This window comes from Arthrobacter sp. Soil736, from assembly GCF_001428005.1.
In the GTDB taxonomy this organism is placed as follows: domain Bacteria; phylum Actinomycetota; class Actinomycetes; order Actinomycetales; family Micrococcaceae; genus Arthrobacter.
Map to the genome: position 1 here is coordinate 24,218 of NZ_LMSB01000014.1, position 13,793 is coordinate 38,010.

At 67.0% G+C, this 13,793-nt stretch carries 14 protein-coding genes and 1 pseudogene; 7 read left to right on the plus strand and 8 right to left on the minus strand.

What is annotated here, in order from left to right; genetic code table 11:
* The first annotated feature begins 14 nt into the window (after positions 1 to 14).
* Positions 15 to 1,367: a M1 family metallopeptidase gene (locus tag ASG92_RS10730; protein WP_056627780.1), complete on the plus strand. Its 1,353-nt coding sequence runs from the start codon at positions 15 to 17 to the stop codon at positions 1,365 to 1,367.
* A 164-nt stretch (positions 1,368 to 1,531) separates the two neighbouring features.
* On the opposite strand, the gene pheT is transcribed toward ASG92_RS10730, so the two are convergent.
* Both pheT and pheS read right to left on the minus strand, forming a co-directional pair.
* A complete protein-coding gene (pheT, locus tag ASG92_RS10735) occupies positions 1,532 to 4,075 on the minus strand; it encodes a phenylalanine--tRNA ligase subunit beta (RefSeq protein WP_056627783.1) in 2,544 nt (847 codons plus the stop codon).
* 2 nt (positions 4,076 to 4,077) lie between these two features.
* A complete protein-coding gene (gene pheS / locus ASG92_RS10740; protein WP_056627786.1) occupies positions 4,078 to 5,139 on the minus strand; it encodes a phenylalanine--tRNA ligase subunit alpha in 1,062 nt (353 codons plus the stop codon).
* A gap of 253 nt (positions 5,140 to 5,392) precedes the next feature.
* Here pheS and ASG92_RS10745 point away from each other — a divergent pair, with 253 nt between their 5' ends.
* The 3 genes and pseudogenes from ASG92_RS10745 to ASG92_RS10750 all read left to right on the plus strand — a co-directional run bounded on the left by ASG92_RS10745 (position 5,393) and on the right by ASG92_RS10750 (position 6,534).
* Positions 5,393 to 5,887: a hypothetical protein gene (locus ASG92_RS10745; protein WP_056627789.1), complete on the plus strand. Its 495-nt coding sequence runs from the start codon at positions 5,393 to 5,395 to the stop codon at positions 5,885 to 5,887.
* Between the two features lie 9 nt (positions 5,888 to 5,896).
* A pseudogene (locus ASG92_RS30445) lies at positions 5,897 to 5,961 on the plus strand (SIMPL domain-containing protein); the annotation flags it as partial.
* A 15-nt stretch (positions 5,962 to 5,976) separates the two neighbouring features.
* Positions 5,977 to 6,534, plus strand: coding sequence for an SIMPL domain-containing protein (locus ASG92_RS10750; RefSeq protein ID WP_346762988.1), 558 nt, complete (start codon positions 5,977 to 5,979; stop codon positions 6,532 to 6,534).
* Between the two features lie 18 nt (positions 6,535 to 6,552).
* On the opposite strand, the gene ASG92_RS10755 is transcribed toward ASG92_RS10750, so the two are convergent.
* Entirely contained in the window at positions 6,553 to 7,092 is a 540-nt protein-coding gene (locus tag ASG92_RS10755; RefSeq protein ID WP_346762989.1) for a pyroglutamyl-peptidase I, read from the minus strand.
* Between the two features lie 210 nt (positions 7,093 to 7,302).
* On the opposite strand from ASG92_RS10755, the gene ASG92_RS10760 reads away from it, so the two are divergent.
* Positions 7,303 to 8,451, plus strand: a complete 1,149-nt coding sequence (locus tag ASG92_RS10760; RefSeq protein WP_056627791.1) for an Rv2578c family radical SAM protein — start codon at positions 7,303 to 7,305, stop codon at positions 8,449 to 8,451.
* Between the two features lie 87 nt (positions 8,452 to 8,538).
* Here ASG92_RS10760 and ASG92_RS10765 read toward each other — a convergent pair whose 3' ends face one another.
* The gene (locus ASG92_RS10765) at positions 8,539 to 8,997 is read right to left on the minus strand and encodes a (deoxy)nucleoside triphosphate pyrophosphohydrolase (RefSeq protein ID WP_056627794.1); all 459 of its coding nucleotides are present in this window, start codon (positions 8,995 to 8,997) and stop codon (positions 8,539 to 8,541) included.
* 172 nt (positions 8,998 to 9,169) lie between these two features.
* On the opposite strand from ASG92_RS10765, the gene ASG92_RS10770 reads away from it, so the two are divergent.
* A complete protein-coding gene (locus ASG92_RS10770) occupies positions 9,170 to 10,378 on the plus strand; it encodes an MFS transporter (RefSeq protein WP_056627797.1) in 1,209 nt (402 codons plus the stop codon).
* Between the two features lie 50 nt (positions 10,379 to 10,428).
* Here the strand turns inward: ASG92_RS10770 and ASG92_RS10775 are convergent, their stop codons facing one another.
* Positions 10,429 to 11,382 carry a cation diffusion facilitator family transporter gene (locus ASG92_RS10775; protein ID WP_056627798.1) on the minus strand — a complete coding sequence of 318 codons (954 nt, stop codon included), beginning with the start codon at positions 11,380 to 11,382 and terminating at the stop codon, positions 10,429 to 10,431.
* Positions 11,383 to 11,613: 231 nt separating this feature from the next.
* Between ASG92_RS10775 and ASG92_RS10780 the strand changes: the two genes are divergently transcribed.
* Positions 11,614 to 11,880, plus strand: a complete 267-nt coding sequence (locus ASG92_RS10780) for a GlsB/YeaQ/YmgE family stress response membrane protein (RefSeq protein ID WP_056627801.1) — start codon at positions 11,614 to 11,616, stop codon at positions 11,878 to 11,880.
* Positions 11,881 to 12,020: 140 nt separating this feature from the next.
* Here the strand turns inward: ASG92_RS10780 and ASG92_RS10785 are convergent, their stop codons facing one another.
* The 3 genes from ASG92_RS10785 to rpmI form a co-directional block, all read right to left on the minus strand.
* Entirely contained in the window at positions 12,021 to 12,935 is a 915-nt protein-coding gene (locus ASG92_RS10785; protein WP_056627804.1) for an RNA methyltransferase, read from the minus strand.
* Positions 12,936 to 12,987: 52 nt separating this feature from the next.
* Positions 12,988 to 13,464 carry a 50S ribosomal protein L20 gene (gene rplT, locus ASG92_RS10790; protein WP_056627807.1) on the minus strand — a complete coding sequence of 159 codons (477 nt, stop codon included), beginning with the start codon at positions 13,462 to 13,464 and terminating at the stop codon, positions 12,988 to 12,990.
* A 118-nt stretch (positions 13,465 to 13,582) separates the two neighbouring features.
* On the minus strand, positions 13,583 to 13,777 hold the full coding sequence (gene rpmI / locus ASG92_RS10795) for a 50S ribosomal protein L35 (protein ID WP_009358635.1): 195 nt from the start codon (positions 13,775 to 13,777) through the stop codon (positions 13,583 to 13,585).
* Between the last annotated feature and the right edge of the window lie 16 nt (positions 13,778 to 13,793).

Here is a 13,793-nt window from a genome sequence, read left to right on the forward strand (position 1 = left end):
GAGGCACGCGCTTTATGAGTCCCGCAGAATCCCCCGGTCCGGCGGCTGTCCTGCCCGGCGCCGCCGGCACCAGCGACCCCTACGTTCCGGGGCACGGGACGGATGCATACCGCGTGGTGCGCTACGAACTGGACCTTGACTACAAACTCGCCAGCAACCGCCTGAACGGCCGCGCGGTGCTGCACGCCGTCGCCGGCCGCCGGACGTCCGCCGTCGTCCTCGACATGACCGGCCTCCGGGCCCTGAAAATCCAGTTGAACGGCTCGCGGGTGCGCAGGTTCACCCAGCGGGCGGAGCAGCTCGTGGTGCACTGTGAGCAGGACCTGGACCCGGGAGCGGAATTCACCCTTGACATCCGCTATGAAGGAAATCCGGCGCCCCGCAAGGGCCTCTGGGGCGAAGTGGGCTGGGAGGAACTGACCGACGGCGTGCTGGTCGCGGGCCAGCCCAACGGCGCGCCGTCGTGGTTCCCCTGCAACGACCACCCGCGGAACAAGGCAAGCTACCGCATTTCCGTCACCACCGACGCCGGGTACCGGGCGGTGTGCAACGGCCTGCTCGTGGAACACACCACCAGGTCGAGCCGGCAGACCTGGGTCTATGAACAGACCGAGCCCATGGCCACGTACCTGGCCACGGTTCAAATCGGCCGGTACGAGCTCCTGACCTTGCCGGCGTCCGGCGGGGTGGCCCAGTTCGCCGCCGTCCCGGCAACGCTCACGCATTCTGCGCTGGCCGGGCTGACGCGCCAGGCGGACATGATGCGCACCTTCGTCAGTTGCTTTGGCCCCTATCCGTTTCAGGAGTACACGGTGGTGGTGACGGAGGACGAACTGGAAATTCCCCTCGAGGCGCAGTCGCTGTCCATCCTGGGCCGCAACCATCTCCGCTCCGATTGGGAGTCCCAGCGCCTCATCGCGCACGAATTGTCCCACCAGTGGTTCGGGAACTCCCTGACGGCCAGCACCTGGAGCGACATCTGGCTGCACGAGGGATTTGCCTGCTATGCGGAATGGATCTGGTCGGAGGAGGCCGGCATCATGACCGTGCAGGACCGGGCCGCCGCCGCCTGGCGGCGACTTCGCTCCAGCCTCCAGGACCTGCTCGTGGGAGACCCTGGCCCTGAGCTCATGTTCGATGACAGGGTCTACAAGCGCGGTGCGCTGGCGCTTCACGCGCTCCGCCTGGCCTGCGGGGACATGGCTTTCTTCGCGCTGCTCCAGGAATGGACCCGGACCAGGACCCATGGCTCCGTATCCACCGCCGAATTCATCCTGACGGCCGACCGTGTGACCGGCCTGGACTCGGAATCCCTGCTGCACCCGTGGCTGTACGAAGAGGCACTTCCGGCCATGCCGGGAGCCTGAAGCCTGGAGCCTGAAGCCCTTCACGATGTCCACGCCGAGCCGGAGTCCGGACGGGGGCGACACGACGGCTGCCACGAGCGTCCGCGGAACCGTCCGGGGAAGCACGGAAGACCACGCCGGCGGGCGTGGTCTTCCGTGGTTTACTCAAGCCGGTTGTGCTCGGCCTATCGCTGGACCGCACCGAACCGCGAGGCGGCCATGGCGACCGCGTTCTCCCGGGCAGCCGAGGCCTCGTCGGCAGTCAGCGTCCGGTCCGCGGCGCGGAACCGGAGCCCGAAGGCCAGCGACTTCTTGCCTTCTTCGATGCCCTTGCCCGCGTACACGTCGAAAAGCGCCACGTCTTCCAGGAGCTCCCCGGCTCCCTCCCGCAGCGCGGCCAGCACGTCGTCCGCCGGAACGTCCTGCGGCACCACGAGCGCCACGTCCTGGGTGGCCACCGGGAAGGTGGAGATGTGGCGGGCCACAATGACGTCGGCCGCGGCTTCGAACAGTGCGTCCGCGTTGAACTCCAGGGCCACGGAACGCGCCGGCATGTCGTGGGCGGCCAGGAGCTTCGGATGCAGCTCGCCGGCGTAGCCCACCACGTCGCCGCTACGCAGTGAAAGCTGCGCGGCCCGGCCCGGGTGGAACGCCTGGTGATGGCCCTGGCTCACCACAATCTCAACGCCGAGCACGTCGCCGGCCTGGCGGGCAATGTCCAAGGCATCCGCCCAGTCCCATGCCCTGGGCGTGTGGCCCGCGGCAGCGGGCGAATCGTGGCCGGTCAGCACGGCGGCGATGTGCAGCGGCTGGTCCGGAACGCCGTCGTACAGTGCATCCAGCACCTCGTCGGAAGGCTTGACGCCCAGCGGCGGAATGCTGGCCGTGCCCACGGTGTCGCCGGGCAGGAACACGAGGCCGGCTTCGAACAGCGCCAGGTCGCGGAACCCGCGGGAGTGGTTGCGCTTGGCCACCTCGATGAGCCCCGGCAGCACCGAAGTGCGCAGGTAGCCATGCTCCTCGCTGATCGGGTTCGCGAGCTTGACCGCAGTCCTCGGGCCCCCCGCCTCGGCCACGCCGAAGGTATCGTTGGCGGTCTTCGATACGAACGGGTAGGACAGGACTTCGGTCAGCCCGGCATCCGCCAGCGCCTGGACCAGGCGGCGGCGCTGCTGCTGCACACGGGTGAAGCCGCGGCCGGGAGGCGCCACGGGCAGGGTGGCCGGGATCTTGTCGTACCCCACTAGGCGGGCAATCTCCTCGGAGAGGTCCTCCTTGGTTTCCAGGTCGTTCCGCCAGCTCGGGGCAGAGACTGTCCAGCCGGCGTCGCTCTTTTCGACTGCGGCGCCAAGATCCTCAAGGCAGGTGACGATCTGCTCTTCGGTGAAGTCCAGGCCGATGCGCGCGGCGGGGAACTCCGCCGGCAGGTCGATCGTGACGGCGTCGGGGGCGGTTCCGACGTCGGTACCCGCCTCATCTGCCGTCCCGCCGGCCAGCTCGACCAGGAGGTCGACGGCGCGCTGCGCGGCGACGTTTGCCACCTGCCAGTCCACACCGCGCTCGAAGCGCTTGGAGGCCTCCGACGGCAGCTTGTGGCGCCGGCGTGAGCGGGCAATGGACACTTCCTCGAAGTGGGCCGCCTCGATCAGGACGGTGGAGGTGGCGTCCGAGACCTCGGTGGACGCGCCGCCCATGACGCCCGCGACGCCGATCGGGCCGGAGGCGTCCGTGATCAGCAGGTCCTCGGGGTCAAGCGCGCGCTCCTTGCCGTCAAGGGTGGTGAGCTTCTCCCCCGCCACGGCGCGCCGGACCACGATGTCCCCGGACAGCTTGTCCTGGTCATAGAAATGCAGCGGCTGGCCGAGTTCAAGCATCACGTAGTTGGAGATGTCCACGGGCAGTGAGATGGAGCGGATGCCGGCCAGGCGCAGGCGTGAGGACATCCAGGGCGGAGTTGGCCGCGTGGCGTCCACGCCGCGGACGGTGCGGGCGACGAACCGGTCGCAGCCGGGCTTACCGTAGACGGGCGCGTCGTCGTTGATCTTGACGCCGTAGCCGCCGGACAGTGTGGCCGGCGCCTGCACCTTGGATGCGGGGTCCGTGAACACCGTGCCGGTGGCGTGGGCGTATTCGCGGGCCACGCCGCGGATCGAGAAGGCATAACCGCGGTCAGGCGTGACGTTGATCTCGGCGGCCTGGTCGTAGAGGCCCAGCAGTTCCATGGCGTCGCTGCCGATTTCCGGATCCAGCCCGATCCGGGAGAGCACCAGGATGCCGTCATGGTCCTCGCCGATGCCCAGTTCGCGGACGGAGGCGATCATGCCGGCCGACAGGTGCCCGTAGGTCTTGCGGGCCGAGATGTGGAAGTCGCCGGGCAGGACGGCGCCCGGAAGCGTGACCACCACCTTGTCGCCTTCCACGAAGTTGTGGGCCCCGCAGATGATGCCCTGCACGCCGGAGGGGTCGATGCCCTTGCCGGTCAGGGTCTGCTCCTGGCCTTCGGGGACAACGCGGACCTGGCACCAGTTGATGGTCTTGCCGTTGGTCTGCGGTTCCTTGACCAGGCTCAGGACCTGACCCACCACGACGGGACCCTTAAGTCCGTCCGTGGGGCGGTGGACTGCTTCTTCTTCAAAGCCGACCTTGACGAGCTCCGCCATGACGTCTTCGGCCGTTGCTCCGGCCGGTACCTGCGCGAATTCGCGCAGCCAGGAAAGGGGAATACGCACTGTTAGATCTCCATCCCGAAGTGCTCGCTGAAACGTACGTCGCCTTCGATCATGTCGCGCATGTCGCCGACCTCGTTGCGGAACATGAGCGTGCGCTCAATGCCCATTCCGAAGGCAAAACCTGAATAGATGTCCGCATCGATGCCGGCGGCGCGCAGCACGTTGGGGTTGACCATGCCGCAGCCGCCCCATTCGATCCAGCGCGGGCCACCCTTGGCGCCCGGGTGCCAGATGTCCAGCTCGGCGGACGGCTCGGTGAACGGGAAGTAGTTGGGACGCAGGCGAATCTGGGCCTCGTCGCCGAACATCTGGCGCGCGAAGTGCTCCAGCGTGCCGCGGAGGTCTGCCATGCTGAGCTTCTTGTCGATGGCCAGGCCTTCGAACTGGTGGAACACCGGCGTGTGCGTGGCGTCGAGTTCATCGGTGCGGAACACCTTGCCGGGGCACAGCACGTAGATGGGCAGCTCGCGTTCCAGCATGGAGCGGACCTGCACCGGCGAGGTGTGGGTGCGCATCAGCAGGTGGGCTTCCGGCGGCTCCACGAAGAAGGTGTCCTGCATTTCGCGGGCGGGGTGGTCCGGCTTGAAGTTCAGTGCGTCGAAGTTGAACCACTCGGATTCGACTTCCGGGCCCTCGGCGATTTCCCAGCCCATGCCCACGAAGATGTCAGCAACGCGGTCCTGCAGCGTGGAGAGGGGGTGGCGGGCTCCGGCGCGGCGGCGGCGCGGGGCGGCCGTCACGTCCACGGTTTCCTCGACCAGGATGCGGGCATCGTTTTCTGCCTCGAGCTCGGCGGTGCGTTCGGCGAGCGCTTTGTTGACGCGTCCGCGGGAGGAACCCATGATCTTGCCGGCGGCGGCCTTCTGGTCTTTGGGAAGGCCGCCGATCTCCCGGTTGGCGAGGCTCAGCGGCGATTTCTCACCGGTGTGGGCCAGGCGGACAGCCTTGAGTTCATCGAGCGTGGAGGCACCGGCAATGGCGGTGATGGCCTGGTCTACGGCGGCGGCGATGGCGGCTTCATCCAGAGGGTTCGGGATGGCAGCGCCCGGCAAAGTTTCAGTCATCTACTGTTCTTAGCTACGAGTCGGGTGATGCCAATGGCCGGTGCTGCAGTGCCGGTTCCCCGGCGGCGCGTCCGTCACTGGCACGTCATTGCATGAAGTCATCCAATGACGTCACCCAATGACAAGGGCAGGCTCGCCGGAGGTTGGCCGGCAGGCACTGTTCCCAGTCTAATTGACGGGGCCGGGCTGCCCGAACGGGGCATCGCGTACTGCACTCGTGTGTAGCGCAGGCACCTGCCGCTAGCATGGCTTCATGACCCCGGGACAGCGGCTGCGGCAACTCGCGAACGTGCTGAACGGCTCCACGGCGCTCGGGCTGCTGCTGGCCGGGCTGGCGCGGACCAGGACGGTTGGCGGTCCGCGCGGCCTGGTGATCGCCACCGGCTACGGGTGGAGGCTGCCCTTCGCGGGGGCCTTTGCCGTGGGCAACGTGATCATCTACCGCGCCGGTCCGGACGCAGCCTTCGCCAACCCCGTCCTCCTGCAGCATGAAGAGCGGCACAGCACCCAATACGCGTGGTGCCTGGGTGCGCCTTTCCTCGTGTTCTACTTCCTAGCCGCAGTCTGGTCCGTGCTGCGGAACGGCGATCCGGCGTCGGGGAACCTCTTTGAACGCCGGGCCGGCCTGGAAGCCGGCGGCTACGTGGACCGCAGGCGGAATCGGTCACCGCGCCGGCCGCCGCGGCGGACGGCAGGCCCAACTGCCGGCAGGACCACCGGCGGCAATGCCGGCGGGACGGAGGCCTGAGTGGGTGAGATGTCCAGGACCGTCACGGTCACGGGGACCGGAACGGCCGAAGCCGCCCCGGACCAGCTGACCATCTCCGTCGGTGTGGAGTGCCGGAGGGAGAACGCAGGAGAGGCCTTCCTGCTGCAGGCGCGGCGTCCGCGGCCGTGGCAGCGGCGCTGCGCGGCCACGGCGTCGACGATCGCGACATCAGCACGTCCGGACTCAACGTCCGCGCCGATGTCATCTGGCAGGAAGGCCAGGGCCAGAGAGCCACCGGCTATGTGGCGTCCAGCGTGCTGAGCGTGCGTCTCCGGAACCTGGCGGCCGCAGCCGAGGGCATAGCCGCGGCCGTGGAGGCAGGAGGGAACGACGTGAGGCTGGATGGGCTTCAGCTGGGCTTCACGGATGCGGCGGCCGTCACGGCGTTGGCGCGCGAGGCGGCCTGGCAGGACGCCGCATCCTCGGCCGCGCAGTTCGCCGCGCTGGCCAACGCTGAACTGGGCGACGTCGTCACTGTCTCAGAGCACCCCGCGTCCTCCGCCCCCGTCCCGGTGGCGGAGATGCAGCGCGCGTTTGCCACCGACGCGGTCGCCGTGGAAGCTGGCGCGGCCAGCGTGAGTGTCACCATCGCGGCGCAGTGGGAGCTCCGGCACCGGACGCGCTGACCTGGCGGGTGGACTGGCCTAATGGGTACTGCCCGCGGCCAGCCTCCGGTCCGGGCGTTGCGCCAGTGATGTGCGGGCGACGACGGCGATCGCCTCCATCGATTCCACCGGCATTGACGGGGCGGCGCTTCCCGCCGGCACCTGACCGGGTTCAAACGGGACATGGACGAACCCGCCGCGGGCGCCCGGTCGCGACGTGAGCGCATGCATCAATGCATAGAAGGTGTGGTTGCAGACATAGGCTCCCGCCGTCTGCGAAACCTCCGCGGGAAATCCGGCCATGGTCACGGCCTGGAGCGCCGCCTTCACCGGCAGGGAACTGCAGTACGCGGCCGGCCCGTCCGTTACGACCTGGCAGTCCACCGGCTGGTTCCCGGCGTTGTCCGGAATCGGCGCGTCATCGCAGTTGATGGCGATCCGCTCCAGCGACACCCTGCCGCGGCCGCCCGCCTGGCCTATGCACACCACCAGGTCCGGCCCGAGCACATCGAGGGCTTCGCCGAGGGCGGTGACTGCCTCACCGAAGACGCACGGCAGTTCAACGGCCTCGACGGCCACGCCTTCTCCCCGGAGTATGGTCCGGGCATGCACGGCCGCCCCCCACGACGGGCTGGCCGCCAAACGGTTCAAACCCGGTGAGGAGGATCATGGACCAAGCGTAGCTCCCCGCCGTGCATCGATACGGGGGCTGGCGGCAGGACGGCACGGACCGCGAAACGCCGGGGCCGGACCTTGACTTATATTCGAACATACCTTCGAATAGAGTTCATGAGATGGGACGCACAGGCACTCAGACCACGGCTCGGAGAACAGGGCGGAGCGCAAGGCGGAGCGCAGGGCGGAAACAGCACGGGCACCGCCGCCCCGGCCGCGGAACCGCTGCTGCCGCTGGCAGGGCTTGTGCGGTCCGTTTCCACCCCTGATTTTGCCGGGGTCACCTTCCATGAGGTCACTGCCAAATCGGTGCTCAACAAGGTGGCTGCCGGTTCCCGGATGCCCTTTGAATGGACCGTCAACCCCTACCGCGGCTGCAGCCACGCGTGCGTGTACTGCTTCGCCCGCAAGAGCCACACCTATCTGGACTTCGACGCCGGCCTCGATTTCGACAGCCAGGTGGTGGTCAAGATCAACGCTGCCGAAGTGCTGCGCAAGGAGCTGGCCAAGCCGTCGTGGGGGCGGCAGCAGGTCGCCCTCGGCACCAACACGGACCCGTACCAGCGCGCCGAGGGCCGCTACAGCCTGATGCCGGGAATTATCGGGGCACTGGCCGACTCCGGCACTCCCCTGTCCATCCTGACAAAGGGGACCCTGCTGGCCCGCGACATTCCGCTGCTGAAGCACGCCGCCGCCCAGGTCCCTGTGGGCATCGGGATCTCGCTGGCCATGACGGACGAGCGGCTCTCGGAGGCCGTGGAGCCTGGCACCCCGGGCCCGCGGGCCCGGCTCAAGCTGGTATCCCGGCTTCGCGACGCCGGGCTGCCCTGCGGCGTGATGGCCATGCCGATCCTGCCCTGGCTTTCGGATAGCGACGAAGCCCTGGACTCGCTGTTCGGCGCCCTGGCCTCCGCCGGCGCCACCGGCGTCACCGCCGGAGCGCTCTACTTGAAGCCCGGCACCCGCGAATGGTTCATGCAGTGGATCGCCGCCCGCCATCCGGAACTGGCCGCCCGGTACCGCAGGCTGTACGGCACGGGTTCCTACGCCTCAAAGGAATACCGGGAGTGGCTAGCCGGCAGGATTCGCTATTTCAAGGCCCGCCATGGTTTTTCCGGTTCGCACGGGTTCAGCCACCGCGACGTCGACGACCCCCGGGGCGAAGAGGCGCAGTACCCGGCCGGCAGCCTGCCCCTGGACGGTGCCGGCAGGACGGGCCAGGCCGGTGCTTCGCCGGCGGCGGCCCAGCCGACACTCTTCTGAGGGGACAATTCCTCCGGCCATAGCAAAGGGCAGGACGGTGAACCGTCCTGCCCTCAGTCAGTTCAGCTGGCCGGAAATCAGCGCCACTTAATTTCCGGGGAGGGAGTCAGCGCGCACCGAGGCGGCCAGCGTTTCCAGCAGCGCCCGGACAATGGGGAGGTCCGCCGGGATCCACGGCAGCGTGAGGGCTTCGTCACACGCGCGGAGGCTGATCCATCGGAGTTCGTCATGGTCCTCGAGCGGCCGGGGCTCGCCCTCCGCGATCTCCGCGAACCATACGCGCATGGAAGCGCGCTCATTGAGCGGCCAGCCGGCACCGTCCGGAGACTGCAGCTCAGCGCCGAGCCGGACACTGATACCCAGCTCCTCGTGGAGCTCCCGGTGCAGTGCGACGTCGGGAGCCTCGCCGGGCTCCACCTTGCCGCCGGGAAATTCCCACATGCCGGCAAACTGCGGGGGTGCTGTCCGCCGGGCAACGAGGAGCCTGCGGGGATCCGCCAGCGAATCGAGGACGGCGCCGCCCACCACCTTGATAAGTTCAGTCACGGCCCCAGTCTATGGGGCACCATGGGGCAGAATGGAAAGAGCGGGAATACCGGCCGCGCCTTCGCCGTTGAAAATTCAGATCCAAAAAATAAGATTTGTTGCGCCCTTTTTGCCGGTCCCGTCCGGCCCGCTGAGGCGGTTCACCACCTTACGTTCCCGAAAAAGAAGGCACATGACTACTACTGTTCAGGCGCCCGGCAAGCCCAAGGCCGGCACCACCCACCTCGGACTGGCCATCCTCGCGCTGGCCATGGGCGGCTTCGGCATCGGAGTCACGGAGTTCGCCACGATGGGGCTGCTCAAAGAGGTGGAGCTGGGACTCGGCATCAGCACGCCGGAAGCCGGTCACCTGATCTCCGCCTACGCCCTGGGGGTTGTCATCGGCGCTCCGGTGCTGGCCGCCGTCGGTGCGAAGCTTCCACGCAAGCACTTGGCCCTGGGACTCATGCTGTTCTTCAGCATCGCCAATCTGACTTCCTTCATCGCCCCCGATTACGCCAGCATGCTGGTGTCGCGGTTCGCCGCCGGCCTGCCGCACGGAGCTTTCTTCGGCGTGGCAGCCGTGATTGCGGCCTCGCTCGTGGCACCCACGAAGCGGGGCTGGGCCATCTCCATGGTCATGGCCGGACTGACCGTTTCCAATGTCATCGGCGTGCCCTTCGCCACGTGGCTCGGCCAGACCTTCGGCTGGCGGCTGCTCTTCGTCCTGGTGGGAGCTCTCGGTCTGGTGACCCTTGCGCTGATCTGGCGATTCGTTCCCTTCCAGAAGGTGCACGCCGACGCCAGCATCCGCCGGGAACTGGGGGCGCTCAAACGCCCGCAGGTCTGGCTCGCCCTCATGATCGGCATCGTCGGGTTCGGCGGGTTCTTCGCAACGTACACCTACATCGCCCACACCATGACGTCGGTCGCCGGCATCCCGTCGGCCCTCCTGCCCTTCGTCGTGGCCCTGTATGGCCTGGGAATGGTGGCAGGCAACATTGTGGGTGGCCGGATCGCGGATAAGTCCGTCATGGGGACCATCTACCGGGTCCTGCCGGCCATCGCGGTTGCCTTGGTCGTTTACGCCGTCGCCGTGCACTGGCCCTGGTCGGCATTCGTGATGGTCTTCGTCGTGGGAACCGCCGGCTCCATGCTGGTCCCCGCGCTACAGACACGCTTGCTGGACGCTTCGCCGGATGCGCCGTCGCTGGCGTCCTCGCTCAACCACGCCGCACTGAACGTGGCAAACGCCCTCGGCGCCTTCCTGGGCGGCCTGGTCATCGCCTGGGGCTGGGGCTACGTCGCGCCCGCCCTCGTGGGGGCCTTGCTGGCGGTTTTGGGACTCGGCGTCGCAATTCTCAGCGGCTGGCTGGAACGCAAAAAGCCGCTGACCCCGTAACCAGCGGTTACGCGGCCAGCGGCCGGAAAGACGGACAAGCGCCCTGGTTGTCAGGCCCCGGCGTCCCCCGCGAACGCCTGTCCGCTGGGCAGTTCTGCACGGTCCACGTCAGGCTCAAGATAGATGACCCTCGCAATCGGCACGGCCGTGCGGATACGCTCTTCGGCAGCATCAATGAGCCTGGCAATGTCCAGTCCGGACTCCGCGGCGCCCACCGTGATCTTGGCGGCCACGAGCAGTTCCTCCGGCCCGAGGTGGAGGGTCTTGAGGTGGATGATGCCCGCGCCGTCGGACTCGATCGCTGTCCTGATCTTGGCAACATCGTCCCGCGTCGCGGATTCGCCGAGCAGCAGCGATTTCGTTTCCATGGCAAGGACCACGGCGATGGCCACGAGCAGCAGGCCGATCATGCCCGTGCCGAGGGCATCCCAGATGCCGTCTCCCGTGATCAACGTCAGGCCGACGCCGAACAGTGCAAACACAAGGCCGAGCAGGGCGCCGAGGTCTTCCAGCAGGATCACCGGCAGCTCGGGCTGTTTGGCGTTCCGCACGAACTTGACCCACGTCTGCTTACCGCGGATGTGGTTGGACTCGATGATGGCCGTCCGGAACGAGAAGGACTCGGCAATGATCGCGCCCACAAGCACGGCGAGCGGGACCCACCAGAAGTCGCCTTCGATGGCGTGCGGGTGCTGGATCTTCTCCCACGCCTCATACAGGGCAAACAGGCCGCCGACGCTGAACAGCACAATCGAGACGATGAACGCGTAGATGTAGCGTTCGCGGCCGTAGCCAAAGGGGTGCTCCTCGCTTGCGGCCTTCTTGGCACGCTTTCCACCCACGAGCAGGAGGAGCTGGTTTCCGGAGTCGGCCACCGAGTGGATGGCTTCGGCCAGCATGGAGGACGACGTCGTCAGAATGAATGCGACGAACTTCAAGACAGCGATGGTCAGGTTTGCAGCCAGAGCCGCGACGATCGCCTTGGTACCGCCAGTTGCAGCCAAGGGAGCTTCACCTCTTCACGGGAAATTACAAGGGAATGGACACGGCCGCCTACCGGGGCCGTCTAGTAAATACCGTACCCGGACGATCCGCGGCGGTGCACCAGCCATGACGCGCCGCCGCCACGAAAGCCTTGAAACTAAGCGTGCTGACAAATAATCGCGCGCTGTGTTAGCTTGAAGCCATATCGGGACTGACACCAATCGATCCCGACGAATATGAAGGAGGAGACAATGGGTTTTCTTGCTTGGATTATTCTCGGCCTGATCGTAGGCGCAATTGTTAAGGCCGTTATGCCCGGCAGGGTTGGCGGCGGCTGGGTCACCAGCTTGGTATTGGGCGTCGTAGGCGCCATCGTTGGCGGCTGGATCGGCAGCCTTCTCTTCGGCAAGGGTGACCTGGCGTTCTTCGACCTCGGCACCTGGATCCTCGCCATTATCGGCGGCCTGGTCGTCGCCGGTGTCTACGGGGCAATTACCGGACGCAACAAGACCACCTGAGACTACTAGGCGCTGGTCAGCCGGAAGGCATACCAGCTGCACATGAGAAGCGGGGACCCACCGGTTGGTGGGTCCCCGCTTTTTTATCTGCCGCTTTTTGTTTGCCGCTATGGGCGCCGATCCCCCGGTGACCGGCTGGCCTATGCAGGCTGCTGGGACTGGATCGGCTGCTGGGAACGGGCGCTCGCGTAAAGGCAGACGGTGGCCGCCGTTCCCAGGTTCAGGCTTTCGGCCGCGCCGTAGACGGGAACAGCCACCCGGTGGTCGGCCAGTGCCAGCTCGGCCTCGGACAGGCCCTGGGCTTCGTTGCCGAAGAGCCAGGCTGTGGGGCTTTCGAGGGCGTACTCGGAGCCGGCCGTTGACGCTCCGAGACGCCGTGCAGCGCTCTCGTCCTGGAGCCGGTCGAGGTTGAGCTTGCCGTAGCCGTCCGCGGCCAGGACACCGATGCCGCGGGACCTGCACTGCGCCACCAGGTCCTCCACGTCGGCGCCCAGCACCACAGGCAGGTGAAACAGGGATCCGGCCGTCGAGCGCACGGCCTTGGGGTTGTAGATGTCCACGCTGGAGCCCGTCAGGACTACGGCATCCGCGCCGGCGGCGTCCGCGGCCCGGAGGACAGTGCCGGCGTTTCCTGGGTCCCGAACCTGGCAGAGCACGGCAATCAGCCGCGGACCGGCGTCGAGCACATCCGCCAGCGTGACGTCGACGAAGTCACAGACGGCGATGATCCCCTGGGGTGTCACGGTGTCCGCCATGGCCGCCAGGACTTCCTCCGTTGCCAGCCGTGCGCTGGTTCCCGCAGCCAGGTCCTCGAACTCGGGATACCGGTCCAGGCATGCCTCGCTGGCGAAGACCTCGCGGACAATCCCCGGTTCTCCCGCCGCTGTCCGTTTGCGGTCCAAAATCAAGGCTTCACGGACCGCCTGCGGGCCCTCGGCCAAAAACTGGCGGCGCCTTAAACGGGCCGGGCGCCCTGCAAGCTTAGCCACATCCCTCACCCGATCGGCTCGGGGGTTGGAGAGTGGAAAGTCTTGCGGGCGCCCGGTTTCGTTCATATAAGAACCTTAGTGGCAGTTGCCACCGGTCCTTGAACCACCAGTTGCTGTACTACTCGGCAGCTTCGGCAACCGGCTTCTTCGCAGCAGGCTTCTTGGCGGCGGGCTTCTTAGCAGCCTTTGCCTTGGGGGCCGGAGCCGCTTCAGCCTTCACGGCGGGAGCTGACGTGTCGGCAGGCAGGGAGTCCTTGGCGACGTTGACCAGCGCGGCGAAGGCGTTGGCGTCGGAGACGGCCAGCTCGGCCAGCATGCGGCGGTCAACCTCGACCTCAGCGGCCTTCAGGCCCTGGATCAGGCGGTTGTAAGTCAGGCCGTTGGCGCGGGATGCAGCGTTGATGCGCTGGATCCACAGGCGGCGGAAGTCGCCCTTCTTCTTCTTGCGGTCGCCATAGCTGTACACAAACGAGTGCAGCAGCTGCTCTTTGGCCTTGCGGTACAGGCGTGAGCGCTGTCCACGGTAACCTTTGGCGCGTTCGAGGATAACCCGGCGCTTCTTGTGGGCGTTTACCGCCCGCTTCACACGTGCCACGTGCGTACTCCTTCAAAATTCTGATCCCAAGCGTCTACTGCCGGTAACCCGGCCGGCCTGAGAAGGCTTATTGGTAGTTGACTGGTGCCAGGTGGCAGTCAGTCAGAGTGCTTGGAAATTAGATGCCGAGCATCTTCCGGATGACCTTGGCGTCGCCCTTGAAGACGATCTTGTCGCCGGCGAGGCGGCGGGTCAGCCTGGAGGACTTGTGCTCGAGGTAGTGGCGGCGGTTGGCCTGCTGGCGGCGCAGCTTGCCGCTGCCGGTCAGCTTGAAGCGCTTCTTAGCACCACTGTGGGTCTTCATCTTCGGCATGGGAACCGATCTCCTA

Bases quoted from the DNA above. Each gene is read 5' to 3' on its own strand.
- ASG92_RS10730 (WP_056627780.1), top strand. From the start codon at position 15: ATGAGTCCCGCAGAATCCCCCGGTCCGGCGGCTGTCCTGCCCGGCGCC.
- pheS (WP_056627786.1), bottom strand. From the start codon at position 5,139: ATGACTGAAACTTTGCCGGGCGCTGCCATCCCGAACCCTCTGGATGAA.
- ASG92_RS10745 (WP_056627789.1), top strand. From the start codon at position 5,393: ATGACCCCGGGACAGCGGCTGCGGCAACTCGCGAACGTGCTGAACGGC.
- ASG92_RS10760 (WP_056627791.1), top strand. From the start codon at position 7,303: ATGAGATGGGACGCACAGGCACTCAGACCACGGCTCGGAGAACAGGGC.
- ASG92_RS10770 (WP_056627797.1), top strand. From the start codon at position 9,170: ATGACTACTACTGTTCAGGCGCCCGGCAAGCCCAAGGCCGGCACCACC.
- ASG92_RS10780 (WP_056627801.1), top strand. From the start codon at position 11,614: ATGGGTTTTCTTGCTTGGATTATTCTCGGCCTGATCGTAGGCGCAATT.
- ASG92_RS10785 (WP_056627804.1), bottom strand. From the start codon at position 12,935: ATGAACGAAACCGGGCGCCCGCAAGACTTTCCACTCTCCAACCCCCGA.
- rpmI (WP_009358635.1), bottom strand. From the start codon at position 13,777: ATGCCGAAGATGAAGACCCACAGTGGTGCTAAGAAGCGCTTCAAGCTG.